Origin of the sequence: Streptomyces sp. NPDC048411, from assembly GCF_040704695.1 — a bacterium.
Lineage (GTDB): Bacteria > Actinomycetota > Actinomycetes > Streptomycetales > Streptomycetaceae > Streptomyces.
This window is the reverse complement of the sequence record NZ_JBEZKL010000029.1, coordinates 1-18,081: the sequence shown is the minus strand read 5'-3', so window position 1 is coordinate 18,081 and position 18,081 is coordinate 1. Positions and strand designations below refer to the sequence as shown.

18 protein-coding genes and 1 pseudogene are annotated in these 18,081 nt (G+C 70.4%); 9 read left to right on the top strand and 10 right to left on the bottom strand.

From position 1 onward, the window contains the following. Positions 1-110 precede the first annotated feature (110 nt). From AB0915_RS13450 to AB0915_RS13440, 3 genes are read left to right on the top strand one after another with little or no spacing between them, the layout of a single operon-like run. A complete protein-coding gene (locus AB0915_RS13450; protein WP_366691211.1) occupies positions 111-1,079 on the top strand; it encodes an ATP-binding cassette domain-containing protein in 969 nt (322 codons plus the stop codon). Further along, complete coding sequence (locus AB0915_RS13445; RefSeq protein WP_366691210.1) at positions 1,076-1,903, top strand: ABC transporter permease; 828 nt, start codon at positions 1,076-1,078, stop codon at positions 1,901-1,903. The genes AB0915_RS13450 and AB0915_RS13445 overlap by 4 nt, the downstream gene beginning before the upstream one ends. A gap of 36 nt (positions 1,904-1,939) precedes the next feature. Continuing rightward, the gene (locus tag AB0915_RS13440; protein ID WP_366691209.1) at positions 1,940-2,467 is read left to right on the top strand and encodes a GNAT family N-acetyltransferase; all 528 of its coding nucleotides are present in this window, start codon (positions 1,940-1,942) and stop codon (positions 2,465-2,467) included. Here the strand turns inward: AB0915_RS13440 and AB0915_RS13435 are convergent. Next, positions 2,442-3,053: a Uma2 family endonuclease gene (locus tag AB0915_RS13435; protein WP_366691208.1), complete on the bottom strand. Its 612-nt coding sequence runs from the start codon at positions 3,051-3,053 to the stop codon at positions 2,442-2,444. The two genes, AB0915_RS13440 and AB0915_RS13435, sit on opposite strands and share 26 nt — an antisense overlap. Before the next feature lie 246 nt (positions 3,054-3,299). Here AB0915_RS13435 and AB0915_RS13430 point away from each other — a divergent pair, with 246 nt between their 5' ends. From AB0915_RS13430 to AB0915_RS13415, 4 genes are all read left to right on the top strand, one after another. Then, positions 3,300-3,758, top strand: a complete 459-nt coding sequence (locus tag AB0915_RS13430) for a hypothetical protein (RefSeq protein WP_366691207.1) — start codon at positions 3,300-3,302, stop codon at positions 3,756-3,758. Positions 3,759-3,767: 9 nt separating this feature from the next. Next, the gene (locus AB0915_RS13425) at positions 3,768-5,579 is read left to right on the top strand and encodes an alpha/beta hydrolase (RefSeq protein ID WP_366691206.1); all 1,812 of its coding nucleotides are present in this window, start codon (positions 3,768-3,770) and stop codon (positions 5,577-5,579) included. Between the two features lie 159 nt (positions 5,580-5,738). Continuing rightward, on the top strand, positions 5,739-6,200 hold the full coding sequence (locus AB0915_RS13420; RefSeq protein ID WP_366691205.1) for a hypothetical protein: 462 nt from the start codon (positions 5,739-5,741) through the stop codon (positions 6,198-6,200). A 75-nt stretch (positions 6,201-6,275) separates the two neighbouring features. Continuing rightward, entirely contained in the window at positions 6,276-6,413 is a 138-nt protein-coding gene (locus AB0915_RS13415; RefSeq protein WP_366691259.1) for a DUF4259 domain-containing protein, read from the top strand. Here the strand turns inward: AB0915_RS13415 and AB0915_RS13410 are convergent, their stop codons facing one another. From AB0915_RS13410 to AB0915_RS13375, 8 genes and pseudogenes are all read right to left on the bottom strand, one after another. Continuing rightward, positions 6,414-7,025 (bottom strand): Uma2 family endonuclease, encoded by a 612-nt coding sequence (locus AB0915_RS13410; protein ID WP_366691204.1) that lies wholly within the window; start codon positions 7,023-7,025, stop codon positions 6,414-6,416. It abuts the gene before it with no gap. 164 nt (positions 7,026-7,189) lie between these two features. Beyond that, positions 7,190-8,308, bottom strand: coding sequence for a phosphoserine transaminase (gene serC, locus AB0915_RS13405; RefSeq protein ID WP_366691203.1), 1,119 nt, complete (start codon positions 8,306-8,308; stop codon positions 7,190-7,192). A gap of 95 nt (positions 8,309-8,403) precedes the next feature. After that, positions 8,404-9,612 (bottom strand): cytochrome P450, encoded by a 1,209-nt coding sequence (locus AB0915_RS13400; protein WP_366691258.1) that lies wholly within the window; start codon positions 9,610-9,612, stop codon positions 8,404-8,406. Between the two features lie 69 nt (positions 9,613-9,681). After that, positions 9,682-9,872, bottom strand: a pseudogene (locus AB0915_RS13395) (cytochrome P450); the annotation flags it as partial. Positions 9,873-9,903: 31 nt separating this feature from the next. Continuing rightward, positions 9,904-10,542, bottom strand: coding sequence for an ATP/GTP-binding protein (locus AB0915_RS13390; RefSeq protein WP_366691202.1), 639 nt, complete (start codon positions 10,540-10,542; stop codon positions 9,904-9,906). After that, the gene (locus AB0915_RS13385) at positions 10,523-10,885 is read right to left on the bottom strand and encodes a DUF742 domain-containing protein (RefSeq protein WP_366691201.1); all 363 of its coding nucleotides are present in this window, start codon (positions 10,883-10,885) and stop codon (positions 10,523-10,525) included. The genes AB0915_RS13390 and AB0915_RS13385 overlap by 20 nt, the downstream gene beginning before the upstream one ends. Beyond that, entirely contained in the window at positions 10,882-11,319 is a 438-nt protein-coding gene (locus AB0915_RS13380) for a roadblock/LC7 domain-containing protein (protein WP_366691200.1), read from the bottom strand. The genes AB0915_RS13385 and AB0915_RS13380 overlap by 4 nt, the downstream gene beginning before the upstream one ends. Continuing rightward, entirely contained in the window at positions 11,316-12,794 is a 1,479-nt protein-coding gene (locus tag AB0915_RS13375) for an ATP-binding protein (protein ID WP_366691199.1), read from the bottom strand. Before AB0915_RS13375 ends, AB0915_RS13380 begins: the two co-directional genes overlap by 4 nt. 268 nt (positions 12,795-13,062) lie before the next feature. Between AB0915_RS13375 and AB0915_RS13370 the strand changes: the two genes are divergently transcribed. Beyond that, on the top strand, positions 13,063-15,888 hold the full coding sequence (locus AB0915_RS13370) for an FAD-binding and (Fe-S)-binding domain-containing protein (RefSeq protein ID WP_366691198.1): 2,826 nt from the start codon (positions 13,063-13,065) through the stop codon (positions 15,886-15,888). Between the two features lie 95 nt (positions 15,889-15,983). On the opposite strand, the gene AB0915_RS13365 is transcribed toward AB0915_RS13370, so the two are convergent. Continuing rightward, positions 15,984-16,874 carry a LysR family transcriptional regulator gene (locus AB0915_RS13365; RefSeq protein ID WP_366691197.1) on the bottom strand — a complete coding sequence of 297 codons (891 nt, stop codon included), beginning with the start codon at positions 16,872-16,874 and terminating at the stop codon, positions 15,984-15,986. Between the two features lie 146 nt (positions 16,875-17,020). On the opposite strand from AB0915_RS13365, the gene AB0915_RS13360 reads away from it, so the two are divergent. Further along, entirely contained in the window at positions 17,021-17,989 is a 969-nt protein-coding gene (locus tag AB0915_RS13360) for an EamA family transporter (protein WP_366691196.1), read from the top strand. Positions 17,990-18,081 lie beyond the last annotated feature (92 nt).

Below are 18,081 nucleotides of genomic sequence, written 5' to 3'. Positions count from 1 at the left end.
AAGAAGTGGGTACGGTGTACTCTCATTTGGGTACAGCGTACTCAGTTTATTGGAGTGAAGGGGGTTCTGTCATCGATGCGAGCGGATATGCCGTACGTGCCGAAGGGGTCATGAAGCGGTACGGAGAGAAGCGCGGCGGGAAGAAGGGCAGCGGGGAGAAGAGGGCTCTCGACGGATTCGATCTGGCCGTCCGGCCCGGCACCGTGCACGGGCTGCTCGGTCCCAACGGGGCCGGCAAGACCACTGCTGTACGCGCCCTGTCGACGCTGCTGCGGTTCGACGGCGGGCGAGCCGAGGTTGCCGGGCTGGACGTGGCGCGCGAACCCCGTCGCGTACGCACAAGGATCGGGCTCACCGGGCAGGACGCCGCCGTCGACGAGATCCTGACCGGGCGGCAGAACCTGGAGATGTTCGGGCGCCTCTTCCATCTGGGCGGCGCGCGTGCCCGGCGGCGGGCTGCGGAACTGCTGGAACAGTTCGACCTGCGCGACGCCGCCGACAAGGGGGTCAAGGGATACGGCGGCGGCATGCGGCGCCGCCTCGACCTGGCGGCATCGATGATCCTCGCACCCCAGGTGCTGTTCCTGGACGAGCCGACGACAGGGCTCGATCCGCGTGGGCGGGGCGAAGTCTGGGACAGCGTACGGGCGTTGGTGGCGGATGGTACGACGGTGCTGCTCACCACCCAGTACCTGGAGGAGGCCGACCGGCTCGCCTCGCGCATCACCGTCATCGACCGGGGCCGGGCCATCGCCGACGACACCCCGGACGGGTTGAAGAACCGGGTGGGGGGAGACCGGATCGAGGTCGTCGCGGGCGAGGCGGCCGACCTGCCCGCGGTCGTCAAGGCCGTGGAACGAGTCGCGGGCGCCGGTCCTGTCGTCTCCGACGAGGCGGACCGCCGCGTCCACGCCCAGGTCGCCGACCGGGTCGCCGCGCTCACCGAGGTCGCGCGCACCCTCCAGGACGAACGCATCGAGGTCGAGGACATCGGGCTGCGCAGACCGAGCCTCGACGACGTGTTCCTCAGCCTGACCGGACACCGTACGGAGACGCCCGAAGAGGAGGTGATGGTGTGACCGCCATCGAACTGCACACGGCCGGCCCCGCACGCGGCCGACTCCACTGGGCGCTCGCCGACAGCTGGAACGTCACCCGACGCAGTCTCACCCACTACCAGCGCCAACCGGCGGCCATCATCTGGCAGTTAGGTTTCCCGATCCTCTCCGTGCTGCTGTACGGGTATGTTTTCGGCAGTGCCATGAAGGTGCCCGGAGGCGGCGACTACCGGGAGTTCCTGATGCCGGGCATGTTCGCCACGACCATGGCCATGGGCTTCATGAACACCGCGATGGCCATGGTGACCGACGTCGGCAAAGGCGTCGTCGACCGGTTCCGCTCCATGCCGATGGCACCGTCCGCGGTCTCCGCCGGGCGCGGCCTCGCCGATCTGCTGGTCGCCGGCGCCGAGCTGGCGATCCTCGCGGCCACGGCCCTCGCGATCGGGTGGCGTGCGGACGGCGCCCCGACTGCCGCCGTCGGCGCGTTCGGACTGCTTCTGCTGCTCCGGTTCAGCCTGATCTGGGTCGGCGTCTGGCTGGGACTCCTGGTCCCGAGCGCGGAGTCGGCGGGCGGTCTGTACGCCATCGCGTTCCCGGCCACGATGATCTCCAGCGCCCTGGTCGCACCCTCCCTGATGCCGGGCTGGCTGGGCACCGTAGCCGCCTGGAACCCGATTTCTTCGACGGTCACGGCAACCCGCGAACTCTTCGGCAACCCGGTGGCGGGCGGCGGCACCTGGGTGGAGGAACACGCCCTGTTGATGGCGGTGGTGTGGCCGCTGGTACTGACCGCGGTGTTTCTGCCTCTGGCGGTGCGGCGGTTCCAGCGACTGAGCCGCTGAACCGGGGGCGGGACGGCACGCGTAGGGTCGGGCGCTATGACGCACCAGGGGTCCGAGGCCTTCTCCACCGAACGGCTCGACGCACTGCCGCTGCGGGTCGCGTACGCGGACGAGATGGCGGTGGTGCTGGACGACCCGGCCCTGCACGTCTACACAGGCGGTGAACCGGAGGACCTGGACACCCTCCGGGCCCGCTACACCCGCTGGGAAGCCGGCTCGCCCGACCCGGCGGAACACTGGTGGAACTGGGTACTCAGGGTGCCCGCCGACAGTCGTCTCGTGGGCTGGGTCCAGGCCACGGTGGCGGGCCCCCGGGCCGAGATCGCCTGGGTCGTCGGCACCGAGTGGCAGGGCCTGGGCTACGCGAAGGAAGCGGCGGCCGGACTGGTGGCGCACCTGTTGACCGGGGGCACGGTCCGTACGGTCGTCGCGCACATCCACCCCGACCACACCGCGTCCGCCGCGGTGGCCGCGGCGGCGGGACTCGTCCCCACCGACGAATGGGAGGACGGGGAGCGGCGGTGGCGCCGCACGGACGTCACTTCCGGCGCTGCCCGGTTTTGAGCAGGTCCGCGACATCGAGGGTGACCTCGGCGCCGATGGAGGCGGGGAGGGCGACCTGCTGGCCGGGGGCGTACACCTGGTGGCTGGCGTACCCGTCGGCGAGGGGCTCGGTCAGGACGTGGACTCGGCCGTGCTTGCGGTTGACGATCACATAGACCGGGATCTTCGCCTCGGCGTACGCGGTGACCTTGTTCCGCAGGTCGTTGTTGTAGTTGCTGGAGGTGACCTCCAGGACGAGACGGAAAACGGCAGGGTCGTAGCAGTTGTTCTCGATCAGATGCTCGTCGAGATCGGCGTCGACGACGGAGAGATCGGGGATCGCGTAGTCCTCGGGCCCGCCAGGAAGCCACAAGCCGATCCCCTGGAGGACCTCGGTCTCTCCGTCATCGAGCCCTGCCGCGAGGAACGGGCGCATGAGCTTGGTCAGTGCACGGGCATGCGGGCCGTCCGGGGGCGGGGTCACGGTGATAACGCCTCCGATGATCTCGACGCGGTAGCCCGGATTCTGCTCCATCAGCCTGTTGGCCGTTTCGAGCAGCGATTCCGGCTCACTGTCACCGGGGTGCTCGACTGCTGCTGCAGACATTGCGGGCCTCCTGGTGGGTGGTGTCGAGGGCATCATCGTAGGGCGGTGCGCCCCCACATGTCCCTTTGGTGATCGTCCACTCGGTCGAGTGAACGAGGCGGCCGGGCCTATGCGGAGGCGCTCTGCGCGGCGGCGGGCCGGTGCTGGTACCGGGTGTGAGCGTTTGATTTCGCTCCTCGGAGCCGGAGATTATGGCGGCTCGGCCCGGGGTCACCCGGGAACGGGGAAACGGGGAGGGTCTTGCGGATGGCGTGGGATGAGTGGGAGCGGCTCAAGTCCGATGCGGTGGGGCGCGGTTCCGCACAGATGCAGTTGAATCAGTATCCGGCCGATCAGGGGGCGGGGCTCCGGCGCGCGGCTTCGGAGGATCTGAAGTCGGACAAGAAGGCATGGGTGAAGGCCGGCGAGGGTGTCAAAGGCCTGAAGGACGGCATAGACAAGGTGTTGGCGAAGCTTGACGACGGGCAGGCGGGGCTGGGTGACACCGGCGGGTGCCAGAGCGCGGCGGCGCAGAAGGAGCTGTACGACTCCTGGAAGAAGTACGTCGGCGATGTGAGCAGCCGCTGTGACGGGTTGGGCGGGCTTCTGGAGGGGGCGGGTCACGATCTGTCAAAGTCCGACCAGACGGTCAGGGAGGAGCTGGACAAGCTGACGCTGAAGTACGAGGACACGGAGGCCGTCGGCGGCCAGGCGAAGGAGAAGTGATTCGCGGTCATGGATCTTGCGACGCTGAAAGCCTTCAAGCCGTCGGAGTACGAGGAATCCGGGGATGGCTACCGGGCGACCGGTGACATGGCCAGTGCGGCGAAGGACACGATCGACAACCAGATCTGTGCGGGGGTGCGCAACCAGCTTGAGGGCGAGGCGGCGACGGCCGCCCTGCGAGAGCTCCAGGAGCTGTCGAAGAACTTCCACTACGTGCAGACCGAGTGCGGTCTGGCAAGCGCCGCGCTCAATGGTTTCGCCTTCGATATGGCGGTGGCCAAGCAGAAGCTGGACGCGGCGATCGAGGACGCTCGCGCGGACCACTGCACGGTGAACGCGGACGGCTCGGTCGCTTATCCGGCAGGCAAGAAGCCCGGCGACGAGAAGATCGCTGACGGCGGGACGGTGACCGGGAGTACTGGGGGCGGACCGACGTCCGATGCCCTGGAGCGCCAGGCGGCGAACATCCACCCGAACCCGAACTACGGCCGGGCGATGGGGTATGCGAACCGGATCGCCGATGCGCTGAAGGAAGCCACGGATGTGGACGAGAAGTGGGCGCCGAAGCTGCGCGCACTGAAGGCCGACGACGATCTGACGGTCTCCAAGCGGGACTGGGCCGACGCGCAGTCGGACATGGGCGGGGTCCGCGAGGCGGGGAAGGGCTATCTCGACTCCCTGCCGGAGCCCCCGAAGGACGGCAGCCCGAAGGACAACGCGTCGTGGTGGAAGGGGCTCAGCCCGGAGGAACAGGCGGCGTGGCTCTCCCTCCGGCCCGACACCGTGGGGGCGCTCGACGGACTGTCCTCCACGGTCCGTGACGAGGCGAATCGTGTCGTCCTCGCGGAGAAGCGGGGCGAACTCCAGCTGGAGCTGGACTCCATCCCGAAGCCGCCTGCCAACGAGTGGACGTGGATCACCGCAGGTATGTACCCGTCCAAGGTGCACACCGACGAATGGATGGAGTGGCACAACAAGTACGGGGACCGGTACGAGCAGCTCAACAAGTCCCTCAAGGGTATGCAGAGCATCCAGGACCGTTTCGACGCGACAGGCGTCAAGGGCCTGCCGGAGGCGTATCTGCTGGGATTCAGTCCCGAGGGCAATGGGCGGGCGATCGTCGCCAACGGGAATCCGGACACGGCTGATCATCAGGCGGTCTATGTGCCGGGTACGACGTCGAACCTGGGCGGCATCGGCGGGGACATCGACCGCATGGTCAATGTCTGGAATGTGGCCAACGACGCGGCCGACGGCAAGTCGGTCTCCACAATCACCTGGCTCGGGTACGACGCCCCGCAGAACATCGTCAAGGACTCGCCGTTCAGCCACTACGCCAATGACGGCGCCCCGGCTTTCAACCGGTTCATGGACGGACTCGACGCGTCGCACACCGGCGACTCGGAACCACACCGCACCGCGATCGGCCACTCGTACGGCACGACCCTCATCGGTTCCGCGGCCCGGCAGGGCGACCTGAACGCCGATGACGTGATCCTCGCGGGCAGCCCCGGTGTCCAGGTACCCAAGGCCGAGCAACTGGACGTGCCCGCGGGGCATGTCTGGAACCAGGAGGCCGATGGGGACCCCGTCCCGGACATCGGTCGCTACGGGCACGGCGGAACCGACTGGGACGGCCTCTGGACCATCCCCAGCGACGAACGCTTTGGCGCCAACCAGATGACCACGGACACCGAGGGCCACAGCGACTACTGGAAAGAGAACACCGAGAGCCTGTGGAACCAGGGCCAGGTCGTGGCAGGCCATAGTGACCAAGTGAAGTTGAAGCCGCCGCCGGACCACTGGGCGCATGTGAAGTAGGGGTGTCGGTGCCCGTCCGAGAACCGACCCACGAAGTACCTGACGACATGACCGGCCCGTGTCCCGGTCCGACTCATTGAGGCCTTCGACTTGAAGAGTAAACTGAGCGCCCCGGCGCTCCTCCTGTCCCTCGCCCTCGCGACCCTCACTGGATGCAGCATGACTGGCACCAACAACTCCGACATTCCGCTCGCGGGCACCAGCACCTCGCTTGCCGCCGCCGACAAGATGGAGCAGGTCTCCAGCGGGCTCTACGATCTGATCGGCATCAAGGGGAAGGCGTCTGACAGCCGTCCGGGAGTCACGGAGTGCTCGGGCAGGGACCGGGAGAAGTACTTCCAGATCTTCCACCCATGGAGCTTCTACCCGGCATCGGCGAGCGAGCTTGACGAGGCGATGGATCGGCTCAAGGAGGAGCTGCCCAAGCACGGCTGGAAGGTCGTCGATTACGGGCCGGACACAAGCAAGAACCAGAACATCAACCTCACGGCCGACAACGACAAGAAGAAGTACAGCGTCAAGATCGTTCAGATGCCCAAGAATGATCCGCCGAAGCTGAGCCTGATGGTCGTCTCCGGCTGCTATCAGGTGCCGGACGGCAAGAAGGTCCAGCGGTTCTGAAGGTGCCGCTTCCGTGACGGGTGAGCGCGGGATGGCTCGGTCTGCCGTCCGCACCACCCGGTTCGCTCGCCGGGCCTGAGCCCCCTCGCGGTGCGGGCCCTCGACCGGGTGCTGGGCGAAGCATCGGAGCTGCGCGAGCTGTGGGAGGACAACGAGAAGGGGACGGCCGGCATCACCCGGCTCCGGGAGGTGCTGGTGGCCTCGGCCGGTTGATCAGATCCGGGGGCGGCCGACCCGGATGAGCTCGTCGACGTCGAGAGTCACCGGGGCGCCGATCGAATCGGGCAGCGTGACCGTCTGCCCCGGGGCGTACACCTGGTGGCTGTCGTAGCCGCCGCCCATGGGCTCGGTCAGGACATGGACCCGGCCGTGCTTGCGGTCGACGATCACATACACCGGGATCTTGGCCTCGGCATAGGCGGCGACCTTGTTGCGCAGGTCGTTGTTGTAGTTGCTGGAGGTGACCTCCAGGACGAGGCGGAAGACGGCGGGGTCGTAGCAGTTGTTCTCGGCCAGGTGCTCGCCGAAATCGGCGTCGACGACCGCCAGGTCGGGGATGGCGTAGTCCTCAGGTCCGCCGGGCAGCCACAGGCCGATTCCCTGGAGGACTCTGGTCTCCTGGCCGTGGAGACCCGCGGCCAGGAAGGGAATCATGAGCGTGGTCAATGCATCCGCGTGCGGGCCGTCCGGGGGTGGAGCCACGGTGATGACGCCTCCGATGATCTCGACGCGGTAACCCGTGAGCTGTTCCATGAGGCTGTTGGCCGTTTCGAGCAGCGATTCCGGCTCACCGTCACAGGGGTGCTCGACTGCTGCTGCAGACATTGCGGGCCTCCTGAAGGGGTGATGTCGAGGCCATCATCGTAGGACGGTAGGACCGCGATCGCCCGGAAGGCATTGCGCCACCCGGTCGAGTGAACGCGAAGGGCCCCGCGCACCTGGCGTACCAGATGGATGCGGGGCCCTTCCTGTGCGTGAGGGCGTACGCGTTACAGCTTCTCGATCACGTAGTCGATGCAGGCCGTCAGCGCCTGGATGTCCGACGGGTCGATCGCCGGGAACATTGCCACGCGCAGCTGGTTGCGGCCCAGCTTGCGGTATGGCTCGGTGTCGACGATGCCGTTGGCGCGCAGCACCTTGGCGACGGCCGAGGCGTCGATCTCGTCCGAGAAGTCGATCGTGCCGATGACCTGCGAGCGCTTCGCCGGGTCGGTGACGAACGGGGTCGCGTACTTCGACTCCTCCGCCCAGCCGTACAGGTTCCGCGCCGACGTGGCCGTGCGGCGGACCGAGAAGTCCAGGCCGCCCTGGCTGTTCAGCCAGTTCAGCTGCTCGTTCAGGAGGAACAGCGTGGCCAGGGCCGGGGTGTTGTACGTCTGGTTCTTGAGGGAGTTGTCGATCGCCGTGGGCAGGCTGAAGAACTCCGGGATGTGACGACCCGACGCGTGGATGCGCGCGGCACGCTCCAGGGCCGCCGGGGAGAAGACGCCGATCCAGAGACCGCCGTCGGAGGCGAAGGACTTCTGCGGGGCGAAGTAGTAGACGTCCGACTCGGTGATGTCGACCGGCAGGCCGCCCGCGCCCGAGGTGGCGTCCACCAGGACCAGGGAGCCCTCGTCGGCGCCCGCGACGCGCTTGACCGGCGCGGCGACACCCGTCGAGGTCTCGTTGTGCGTGAACGCGTAGACGTCCACGCCCGCCTCGGCCCGCGGGTCCGGGTGGGTGCCCGGGTCGGAGGCGATCACGGTCGGGTCGGCCAGCCACGGGGCGAGCTTGGCGGCCTTCGCGAACTTCGACGAGAACTCGCCGAAGTTGAGGTGCTGGGACTTCGTCTCGATCAGACCGTGCGTCGCGATGTCCCAGAAGGCGGTGGAGCCGCCGTTGCCCAGGATCACCTCGTAGCCCTCGGGGAGGGAGAAGAGGTCGCGTACACCCTGACGCACCGCGCCGACCAGGTTCTTGACCGGGGCCTGGCGGTGGGACGTACCGAGAAGAGACGTACCGGTGGCGGCCAGCGCGTCGAGCGCCTCCGTCCGCACCTTGGAAGGACCGGCGCCGAAGCGTCCGTCGGAGGGCTTGATGTCAGCGGGAATCTGGATATCGGCCACGAACCGGAGCGTAATACCTCACGGGCACGGTCGAGCGCCGTGTCCGTCGGATGAGACGCCCGCTCCGGCGTGTGGACCACATCGCGCGGCCGGGGTCAGCCCAGTTCGACCGGCAGGTCGTACAAGTCGTTCTGGGTGACGATCGGCTTGTTCCGCAGCTCGGACGCCGGGACGGCGAGCTCCAGCTCCGGGAACCGCTCGTACAGCGCGGGCAGCGCCACCCCCGCCTCCAGCCGGGACAGCGCCGCGCCCGGGCACACGTGCGGGCCGTGGCCGAAGGCGATGTGGCGGTTGGGGGAGCGGGTGATGTCGAAGTCACCGGCGGTCGGCCCGTACTGCGCCTCGTCGCGGCCCAGCGCGCCGAAGGAGACGATCAGCGCCTCGCCCTTCGGCAGCACCTTGTCGCCGACCTCGACGTCCTCCGTGGCGAACCGGATCAGCACGTGCGAGGTGGGCGTGTTCCAGCGCAGGGTCTCCTCGATCACGTTCTCCCACGGCACCTCCCCGCTCAGCACCTGCTTGCGCTGCTCCGGGTGGGTCTGGAGTGCGACGACCGCGTTCACGATCAGGCTGATCGTGGTCTCGTGGCCCGCCGCGATGATCAGCTGGAGGGTGTTGACGATCTCCTCGTCGGTGAGGTGGTCGCCGTCCTCGGAGGCCGCGATCAGGGCGCTGGTCAGGTCGTCGCCCGGGTTCTCCCGCTTGGAGTCGACGATCCTCGTGAAGAGCGTGCCGAGGTCCGCCATCATCTGCGGGACCTCCTCCGGCGGCGTCTGCGTCGAGAAGAACTTCTCGAACAGCTCCTTCAGTCGCGGGTGGTCGGCGCCGTCCACACCCATCAGCTCGCTGATCACGTTCATCGGCAGCGGGTACGCGAACTCGGCCTTCAGGTCGACCTGCTCGCCCCGGGGCAGCGCCGCCAGCCGGTCCAGGCTCGCCGTGGTCAGCGCCTCGATACCGGCGCGCAGCCGCTCCACCCGCTTCACGGTCAGCGCCTGCGCGACCAGCGCGCGCAGCCGGCGGTGGTCCGCGCCGTCGACGGTGAGCATGGAGCGGCCCGGGTTGGCGAGGCCGATCAGCGGCCAGTCCATGGGTATCTCGCCGCGCTGCCAGGCGCCCCAGACGTTGATGTCCTTCACGATCCGGCTGTCGGTGAGCAGCTGGCGTGCCTCGGCGTGGTGGGTGACCGCGTAGCAGTGCACCCCGCCCGGCAGCTCCACCTCGGCGAGGGGACCCGCCGCGCGCAGCCGGGCGCTCTCGCCGTCGAGATCGGCGACGAAGGGGTCGAGGGCGATACGGGTCATCTCTGGCCTCCAAGGACGGGGATGGGAGTGAAGGTCACCGGCAGGTCGGTCAGACCGCGCAGCCAGGGGTGGCTGCTTGCGGCCGATCATCGGCAGCAGCGGCCAGTCGTCCGGGATGCGGTCCCACTGGTTCCACAGGCCGGAGTCGCGGCTGAACAGCACCGGGTCGCCGGTGAGCTGGTGCAGTCGCGGTAGCCGAGGACCAGCCAGGCAGGGATGTCGCCGTCCAAGACGACGGGTGCCACGGCCCCGTGGTCGCGGGGCAGCCGGAGGGCGGCGCCGGGGGCCGGGTCACGGGGTGGGCTCCGGGGTCTTCTCCGGACGGGCGGCGGACGGGGCGGACGCTGTGCCGACCGCCAGGGCATGGAGGTGCTCGACCAGCGTGATCAGTACGTACTTGCTGGACGAGCGGTCCCGGGCGTCGCACTCCACCAGGGGCACGTCGTCCGAGAGGTCGAGCGCCTCACGTATCTGCTGTTCGGTGTGGAGCGGGCCGCCGAAGTCGTTGCACGCCACGATGAACGGCGTGCCGTGGTGCTCCAGGCGGTCGATCGCGTACCAGGAGTCGGCGAGCCGGCGGGTGTCGACGAGGACGACGGCGCCGAGCGTGCCCGAGAACAGCCGGTCCCACAGGAACCAGAAGCGTTCCTGACCGGGTGCGCCGAAGAGGTACAGCACCGAGCGTTCGTTGAGGGAGATCCGGCCGAAGTCGAAGGCGACGGTCGTGGACGTCTTCGACTGCACACCGTCCAGGTGGTCGACGGCCTCGCCCGCGCGGGTCATGGTCTCTTCCGTGTTCAGCGGGCGGATCTCGCTGACGGAGCGGACCATGGTGGTCTTGCCGACCCCGAAGCCGCCGACGACGACGATCTTCAGTCCGTTGTCGGCCGTCGCCTGCAGGGCGGCACGGTCAGAGGTTGCGGAGTCCAACGAGCACCTGTTCCAGGATGTCGGGGTCGGGGAGCCGGTCCGCGACACGGGCGGTACGGGGGTGACGGGCGCTGATCCGGCCGGTGTCCAGCAGATCGGACAGCATGATCCGGACGATGCTGACGGGCAGCCTGAGGCCTGCCGCGATCTCGACGACCGCGGTGGGGCTCTGGCACATCCGCAGGATCGTGACGTGCTCCGACTGCATACCGGGGGCCGGCTCGCATTCGGAGACCACCAGCGTCACCAGGTCGAACACGTCCGAACCGGACCGGCTGCGGCCACCGGTGAGGGTGTACAGCCGGTCCGGGTCGTCGTCCCGGCCGGGACGGGGGCGGGTCATACGGCCGCGGTCGCGTCGGCGGCTCCGGAGGTCGCGGAGGAGCGCGGCGGGGCGCTGAGGTGTTCGCCGAGCTGCTCGATGAGCTCGGTCATGTTGTGACCGATGAGGCCGACGTCGGAGTCCTCCGAGGCGACGACCGCGAGATGAGCGCCCGCGCCCGCCTCGACGATGAACAGCACGCCGCCGTAGAACTCGGCCATCGCGGACCGTACACCGCCGGTGCCGTCACCGAACTCGACGGAGGCGCCGTGCGACAGGCTCTGGATACCGGCCGAGATCGCAGCCAGCTGGTCGGCCTGATCGACGGAGAGCTCGGGGGTACGGCAGAGCTTGAGGCCGTCCCTGGACAGGACGAGGGCGTGCCGGGCACCGGGGGTGCGCTCCAGGAGCCCCTCCAGCAGCCAGTTGAGTTTCTCGTCGGTGGTCGCGGTCATCGGGTGTTGCCTTCCGGGTGCGGGGGATTGGGCCGTACTGCCTGGCGGAAGCTGCTGAAGCGGGCTGCCTGTTCCTTGGGGTCGGAAGTACGGGGCAGGGAAGTCGCGGTGGCGCCGGCGGTGGCGCCGCCCGCGTTGTTACGGGATTCGGCGGCGGCGAGGGTACGGCCCCGGGTGCGCTTGGGGAGGCCGCTCCCGCCGAACCGGGGGAGGCTGCCGGTGGTCTCGGACGCGGAGCCGGAGCCGGTCTCCGCGTTCTCGGGGGCGGGCCGGGCGGCCGGGGCGGGGGTGTGGACGGGCTCCGGTTCCGCCGCCGGTTCCGCGACCGGGGCGGGCGCCGGGGCGGTCACCGGTGTCCGGGTGATCAGTTCCTGCGGGAGCATCATCAGGGCGCCCGTGCCGCCGCGCGCGGACGGCCGGAACGACACCGTCAGACCGTGCTTACGGGCCAGCCGGCCCACGACGGCGAGACCGAGGCGGGTGCCGGACAGACCGGCCAGGTCCTGGTGGGTGGCGGACACCGCACGCTCGGCGCGCCGCAGCTGCACATCGCTCATCACCAGACCGCTGTCCTCGACGGTGAGGACGATGCCGGCGGGCACCTCCTCCACGTACACATGGACTTCCGCGGTGGGTGGCGAGAAGTTGGCAGCGTTGTCGAGGAGTTCGGCGAGCGCGTGCATGACGCCCTCGGCTGCGTGACCGGCGATCGCGACGTCGCTGGTCGAGTGGAGACGTACCCGCTGATAGCCGCTGATCCGGCCCATCGCGCCACGCAGGATGGACTCCATCACGATCGGCTTCGCCCAGCGCCGCCCGGAGCGGGCGCCGGTCAGCACGGCGATGGAGTCGGCCAGCCGGCCCGCCTGGGCGGTGCGGTGGTCCAGGTGCAGCAGATCGCCGAGGATGTCCTCGGCGGGGTGCCGGTGCTCCATCTCGCGCAGGTCGGCGAGCATGCTGGTGGCGAGCGCCTGCATCCGTCCGGCGGCGTTGGCGCAGGCGGCGATCGCGGCGGAGCGCTCGGTCTCGCTGCGGGCCACGCGCGCGCCCAGCTGCTCGACCTCGTCGCGCAGCCGGTCGCCCAGCCGCTTGACCTCGTCCTCCAGCCGGGCGGTCTCCGCGGCGGCCAGCTCGGTGATCCGGGTGTTCTCGGCCGCTGCCGCGGCCTTGATCCTGGCCGTCTCCGCGGTGAACCGCTGGGCGTCGGCCGCGGACGACGACACCAGCCGCGACGTCTCGGCGGTGAACCGCTGGGCCTCGGCGGCGTTGCGCGCGCGCAGCAGGCGCGTGGTGGCCCGGGCATGGACGGCGGTCGCCATGGCAACGGACAGCAGCAGGGCGGCTGCGCCCGCCCCCCAGGACAGCGGGGTTCTGACCGAGGCGGGAGCGGCGAGGACCGCCCACAGACAGCAGGAACCGGTGACGGCCACCGAGACCAGCAGGGCCAGTGCGGTCGGCCGGGATGTGGGGCGCAAGCGGAGTCCTCGGGGCGGACGGCTACGGACAGGGGGCGGATCCGGACACTTCAGTACGGCAGGGGGCGAAAGAGGTCAACCGGAGTTGATAATTCCTAATCAAGTCGGGGCCACTATATGAGAATTGACGATCTGTTTGGGAAGGCCTTGTGGTCTTTTCTGTCACGTATGTGACTACGCATCCGACGTATTCCGACGGATTGACGTATTCGGGGGAAACGCGAGGGAGCGACGGGCCCACCGCCCCGACCAGCGGCATGCTGGGCCCATGGCTGAACGACAGGACCGGACCGCTCTTGTACGGGCCCTCGGCAGCGCTGTGCGCGGAGAGGTGGAGTTCGGCACCACCGCGCGGGCGCTGACGACGATGGACGCCTCCAACTACCGCCGGGTGCCGCTCGGCGTCGTCGCCCCGCGCGACGCCGACGACATCGCCACCGCGCTCGCCGTCTGCCGTGCGCACGCGGTGCCTGTCGTGCCGCGTGGCGGCGGCACCTCCATCGCCGGGCAGGCCACCGGCACCGGTGTGGTCCTCGACCTCACCCGTCACCTGGGGAAGATCGTCGAACTGGACGCCGCGTCCCGGACGGCCGTCGTCCAGCCGGGCGTGGTCCTGGACGACCTGCGCGCCGCCGCCGCACCCCACGGCCTCACCTTCGGCCCCGACCCCTCCACGCACAGCCGGTGCACGCTCGGCGGGATGATCGGCAACAACGCCTGCGGCTCCCACTCGGTGGCCTGGGGCACCACCGCCGACAACGTCCACGCACTGACGGTCGCCCGCTATGGCGGCGACACGCTCCGGCTCGACCGGGGGAGGTGGGACGGCGCCCCCGCCGGCCTGCGCGAACTGGTCGGCTCCCACCTCGCGCTCCTCCGCACCGGCTTCCCAGAACTCCCGCGCCGCATCTCCGGATACGCCCTCGACGCCCTGCTCCCCGAGCGCGGCCCGGACCTGGCCCGCGCCTTCTGCGGCAGCGAAGGCACGCTCGGCGTGGTGACGGAGGCGACCGTACGACTGGTCGAGGCGCCCGGATCCCGCGCCCTCGCCGTACTCGGTTACGCCGACGAGTCCGCGGCCGCCGAAGCCGCCGCCGGTCTCCTCCGGTACCGCCCCCTGACGGTCGAGGGCATGGCCGCCGATCTCGTACGGGAACCGGCCGGGCTGCCGCGCGGCGGAGCCTGGCTCTTCGTCGAGACGGGCGGGGACACCCCGGCCGAGGCGCGGGCGCACGCCGAACGGATCCTGCGGGCGGCCGACGCGGTGGACGCGGCCGTGGTCACCGACCCGGCCGGACAGCGGGCCCTGTGGCGCATCCGGGAGGACGCGTCCGGCACCGCTACCCGGATGCCCGATGGCAGTGAGGCCTGGCCCGGCTGGGAGGACTGCGCCGTACCGCCCGCCCGCCTCGGCCCGTATCTGCGCGACTTCCGCGCCCTGCTCACCGCACACGGGCTGCGCGGCACGCCGTACGGGCACTTCGGCGACGGCTGCATCCACGTGCGGATCGACTTCGACCTGCTGAGCGGCGACGGTGTGGCCCGCTTCCGCCGCTTCTCCGAAGAACTCGCCGCGCTCGTCGTCGCGCACGGCGGCTCGCTGAGCGGGGAACACGGCGACGGGCAGGCGCGGGCCGAGCTGCTGCCCCGGATGTACGGGGACGAACTTGTCGCGCTCTTCGGCCGGTTCAAGGACCTCTGGGATCCGGACGGCGGCATGAACCCCGGCATCCTCGCCCGCCCCGCCCGCCTCGACGAGAACATCCGCTTCGACGTCCTGCCGAAACGCCCCGTGGACGTCACCTTCGGCTACCCGCACGACGGCGGCGACTTCACGGCGGCCGTACGACGTTGTGTCGGCGTCGCGAAATGCCGTACGGCGCAGCCGGCGGGCGCGGACGTGATGTGCCCGTCCTTCCGGGCGACCGGCGAGGAGGCCCACTCCACCCGCGGCCGGGCCCGCCTGCTGCACGAGATGCTCGCCGGCGAGGTGATCACGGACGGCTGGCGGTCAAAGGAGGTGCGTGACGCGCTCGACCTCTGCCTGTCCTGCAAGGGGTGCCGCAGCGACTGCCCGGTCGGCGTGGACATGGCCACGTACAAGGCGGAGTTCCTGCACCACCACTACCGGGGGCGGCTGCGGCCCGCCGCCCACTACGTGATGGGCCGGCTGCCGCAGTGGCTGCGGCTCGTGGCCCCGATCGCGCCCGTGCTGAACGCACTCGCCCGGATCCGCCCGTTCGCCGCACTGGCGAAGCGGCTGGCGGGCATCACTGCGGAGCGGACGATTCCGGTGCTGGCGGGGGAGACGTTCACCCGGTGGGCCCGAAAGCGCAGGAGCCGCGGGACGGTGATCCTGTCGAGCGATCAGGTGGTGGCCGTCTGGCCGGACACCTTCACCAACCACCTCTCCCCGGAGGTCGGGAAGGCAGCCGTCCGGGTCCTGGAGGCGGCGGGCCGGACAGCCCTGCACCCGGAACGGAGCGTGTGCTGCGGACTCACCTACGTGTCGACGGGGCAACTGGACAAGGCCCGCACCGTCATGCGTCGCACCCTGGACCGAATGGGGTTCTTCCTGGGCGACCCGCTCGTCGTCCTCGAACCGAGCTGCGCCGCCACCCTCCGTACGGACCTGCCGGAGCTCCTCCCCGACGACCCCCGAGCCGCCGAACTCGCCGGTTCGGTACGGACGTTGGCGCAGTACCTGGAGGAGTACGCCCCCGACTGGCGGCCGCCGCGCCTGGACCGCCGGGTCGCGGGCCAGACCCACTGTCACCAGCATGCGGTCCTCGGTGACACGGCCGACCGCAGGCTGCGCGAACGAGCTGGACTGGAGGGCGAGTTGAGCGGAGGGTGCTGCGGTCTTGCGGGGAACTTCGGTTTCGAGCGGGGCCACTGGGACGTGTCGGTGGCGTGCGCGGAGGAGCAGCTGCTGCCGTCGGTACGGGGTGCGGAGCCCGACACGGACATCCTGGCGGACGGTTTCTCGTGCCGGACCCAGCTGGCACAGCTGGCGGGTGTGCGGGCGAGGCACTTGGCGGAGCTGCTGGCGGAGGGACTGGACGGGCCCGCTGCCCACCGCTGCGGCAACTGACCCAAGCGTCCGCTCCACCCCTGCGGCGCCTGACTCGAGCCCCCTCGCGTGGCGTTCACCGCACCACAACCGCCGGGCACCGCCCGGGCATTCCCTCACCGGTTGATGTTCTGCCCGATGATCTCGCGGGCCAGTGTGGCGAGTTCGGGCAGCGCCGGGTGGCCGGGGGCGTCGCGCCGGGCGAGGAGCAGCGGGACGGGCGGGGCGTCGACGAGCGGGCGGTAAGCGACCCCCGCGTGCGGATGCATGCCGGCGGTGGAGGCGGCCGACACCCCGGAGCCGCGCCCGGCCGCGATGGCGGTCAGCCAGTCGTCGGTGTTGGCGACGGTGACGGTGGCGGAGGGCCGCGCTCCACGTGGCCACAGGTCGACGGTGGTGGTGCCGGAGACGGTGTTCAGGACGATCGGGCCGCCCGCGAGATCGGCGAGACGGAGCGTGGCGTGCGCGGCGAGCGGCCCGTCCGCGGTCACCGCCGCCACCCGGTCCTCGCTGAGCAGCACCTCGGTGACGAGCCCCGGCGCGTCGACGGGGCCGCGCAGCAGCGCCGCGTCGACCTCGCCGCGGGTGAGCCCGGCGGTGCGGTCGTCGATCCGCAGCAGTTCGAGCGGCGTCTCCGGGTGCCGCTGCTGCCAGCAGCGGAGCAGCGGAGTGGTGTACGGGCCCAGCGCCGCCCAGGCGTGTCCGAGCCGTAGCGGCCAGCGACGCAGACCGCCGGGGTCGACGGCCTCGTCGAAGGCGGCGACCGCCGCGGCGGCCTTGTCGCGGAAGACGACGCCCTCGGGAGTGAGGGAGAGGTGGTGGGTGGAGCGGTCGACGAGCCGGACGCCGAGGTGCTGCTCCAGGGCGGCCAGGGTGCGGGAGACGGCGGGCTGGGTGAGCCGGAGCGCGGCGGCGGCGCGTGTGACGTTGCCCGCTTCGGCGACGGCGAGGAAGGCCCGTAGATGACGCAGCTCGACGGTGCGGCCGGGGCCCTGTCCTGTGCTCATGCGTGTGGAGCATAACGGGAGCGCAGTCGGCATTTCACGCGCCGCGCGGACGTCTCTACGGTGAAGAAACGAGCCGCACCACAAGAGTGCAGTATCTTCAATTACCAAGTGCAACACAGTGAACTCTTCGAGGATGAAGGCCGCCCGTGAATGACCAGCGCAGTGCCGTGGAGCCGGCCGCAGCAGCCGTCGCCGTACCGGAGGCGGTGTCCGCCCTCGACGGGGCGGGCCCCGCACGACCGGGCGGCCGCAGGGCAGCGCTCGCTCCGGTGGCGCTGGTGGTCGCGGGCGGACTCTCCGTCCAGTTCGGCTCCGCGGTCGCGGCGCTGCTGATGCCGCGGGCGGGCGCGCTCGGTGTGGTCACGCTCCGGCTGGCCGTCGCCGCGGTCGTCCTGCTGATGGTCTGCCGCCCGAAGTGGCGCGGCCACTCCCGGGCCGACTGGGGGACGGTGGTCGCGTTCGGCGTCGCGATGGGCGCCATGAACATGCTCTTCTACCAAGCGCTCGACCGCATCCCGCTGGGTGCGGCCGTCACCCTGGAGGTGCTCGGCCCGCTCGCGCTCTCGGTCGCCGCCTCCCGCCGGCTGATCAATCTCGTCTGGGCGGGGCTCGCGCTGGGCGGGGTGTTCCTGCTGGGTGGTGGTGGCTTCGACCGCCTGGACCCGGTCGGCGCGGCGTTCGCGCTCGGTGCCGGGGCGATGTGGGCGGCGTACATCGTCTTCAGCGCCCGCACCGGCCGCCGCTTCCCGCAGGCCGACGGACTGGCCCTGGCGATGACGGTCGCCGCGGTCCTGTCGCTCCCGCTGGGGGTCCTGGAGTCGGGCGCGAAGCTCGCGGTCCCGTCGACGCTCGCGATGGGCGCGGCGGTGGCCCTGATGAGCTCGGTGCTGCCGTACACGCTGGAACTGATGGCGCTGCGCCGGCTGCCCGCGGCGACGTTCGCGGTCCTGATGAGTCTCGAGCCGGCCATCGCGGCGACGGCCGGCTTCCTGATCCTTGACCAGGCGCTGACGGCCACCGACGCGCTCGCCATCGCCCTGGTCATCGGGGCGAGCATGGGAGCGGTCCGCAGCCAGGTCCGCGGCGCCCGCCGCGCGAGGCCGGACACCCCTTAGGGCCTGTTCTGAGTTCCCCGCCTGCGCCCCGGCGCCCGGCACGCACGCTCGCCGCACGGCGCCGCAGGACAGGTGGCTCCGCCACATGACCT

Excerpts from the sequence above, each read along its gene's own strand:
- AB0915_RS13450 (WP_366691211.1), top strand. The coding sequence starts at position 111 with ATGAAGCGGTACGGAGAGAAGCGCGGCGGGAAGAAGGGCAGCGGGGAG.
- AB0915_RS13440 (WP_366691209.1), top strand. The coding sequence starts at position 1,940 with ATGACGCACCAGGGGTCCGAGGCCTTCTCCACCGAACGGCTCGACGCA.
- AB0915_RS13435 (WP_366691208.1), bottom strand. The coding sequence starts at position 3,053 with ATGTCTGCAGCAGCAGTCGAGCACCCCGGTGACAGTGAGCCGGAATCG.
- AB0915_RS13430 (WP_366691207.1), top strand. The coding sequence starts at position 3,300 with ATGGCGTGGGATGAGTGGGAGCGGCTCAAGTCCGATGCGGTGGGGCGC.
- AB0915_RS13425 (WP_366691206.1), top strand. The coding sequence starts at position 3,768 with ATGGATCTTGCGACGCTGAAAGCCTTCAAGCCGTCGGAGTACGAGGAA.
- AB0915_RS13420 (WP_366691205.1), top strand. The coding sequence starts at position 5,739 with ATGACTGGCACCAACAACTCCGACATTCCGCTCGCGGGCACCAGCACC.
- AB0915_RS13410 (WP_366691204.1), bottom strand. The coding sequence starts at position 7,025 with ATGTCTGCAGCAGCAGTCGAGCACCCCTGTGACGGTGAGCCGGAATCG.
- AB0915_RS13400 (WP_366691258.1), bottom strand. The coding sequence starts at position 9,612 with ATGACCCGTATCGCCCTCGACCCCTTCGTCGCCGATCTCGACGGCGAG.
- AB0915_RS13385 (WP_366691201.1), bottom strand. The coding sequence starts at position 10,885 with ATGACCCGCCCCCGTCCCGGCCGGGACGACGACCCGGACCGGCTGTAC.
- AB0915_RS13380 (WP_366691200.1), bottom strand. The coding sequence starts at position 11,319 with ATGACCGCGACCACCGACGAGAAACTCAACTGGCTGCTGGAGGGGCTC.
- AB0915_RS13370 (WP_366691198.1), top strand. The coding sequence starts at position 13,063 with ATGGCTGAACGACAGGACCGGACCGCTCTTGTACGGGCCCTCGGCAGC.
- AB0915_RS13365 (WP_366691197.1), bottom strand. The coding sequence starts at position 16,874 with ATGAGCACAGGACAGGGCCCCGGCCGCACCGTCGAGCTGCGTCATCTA.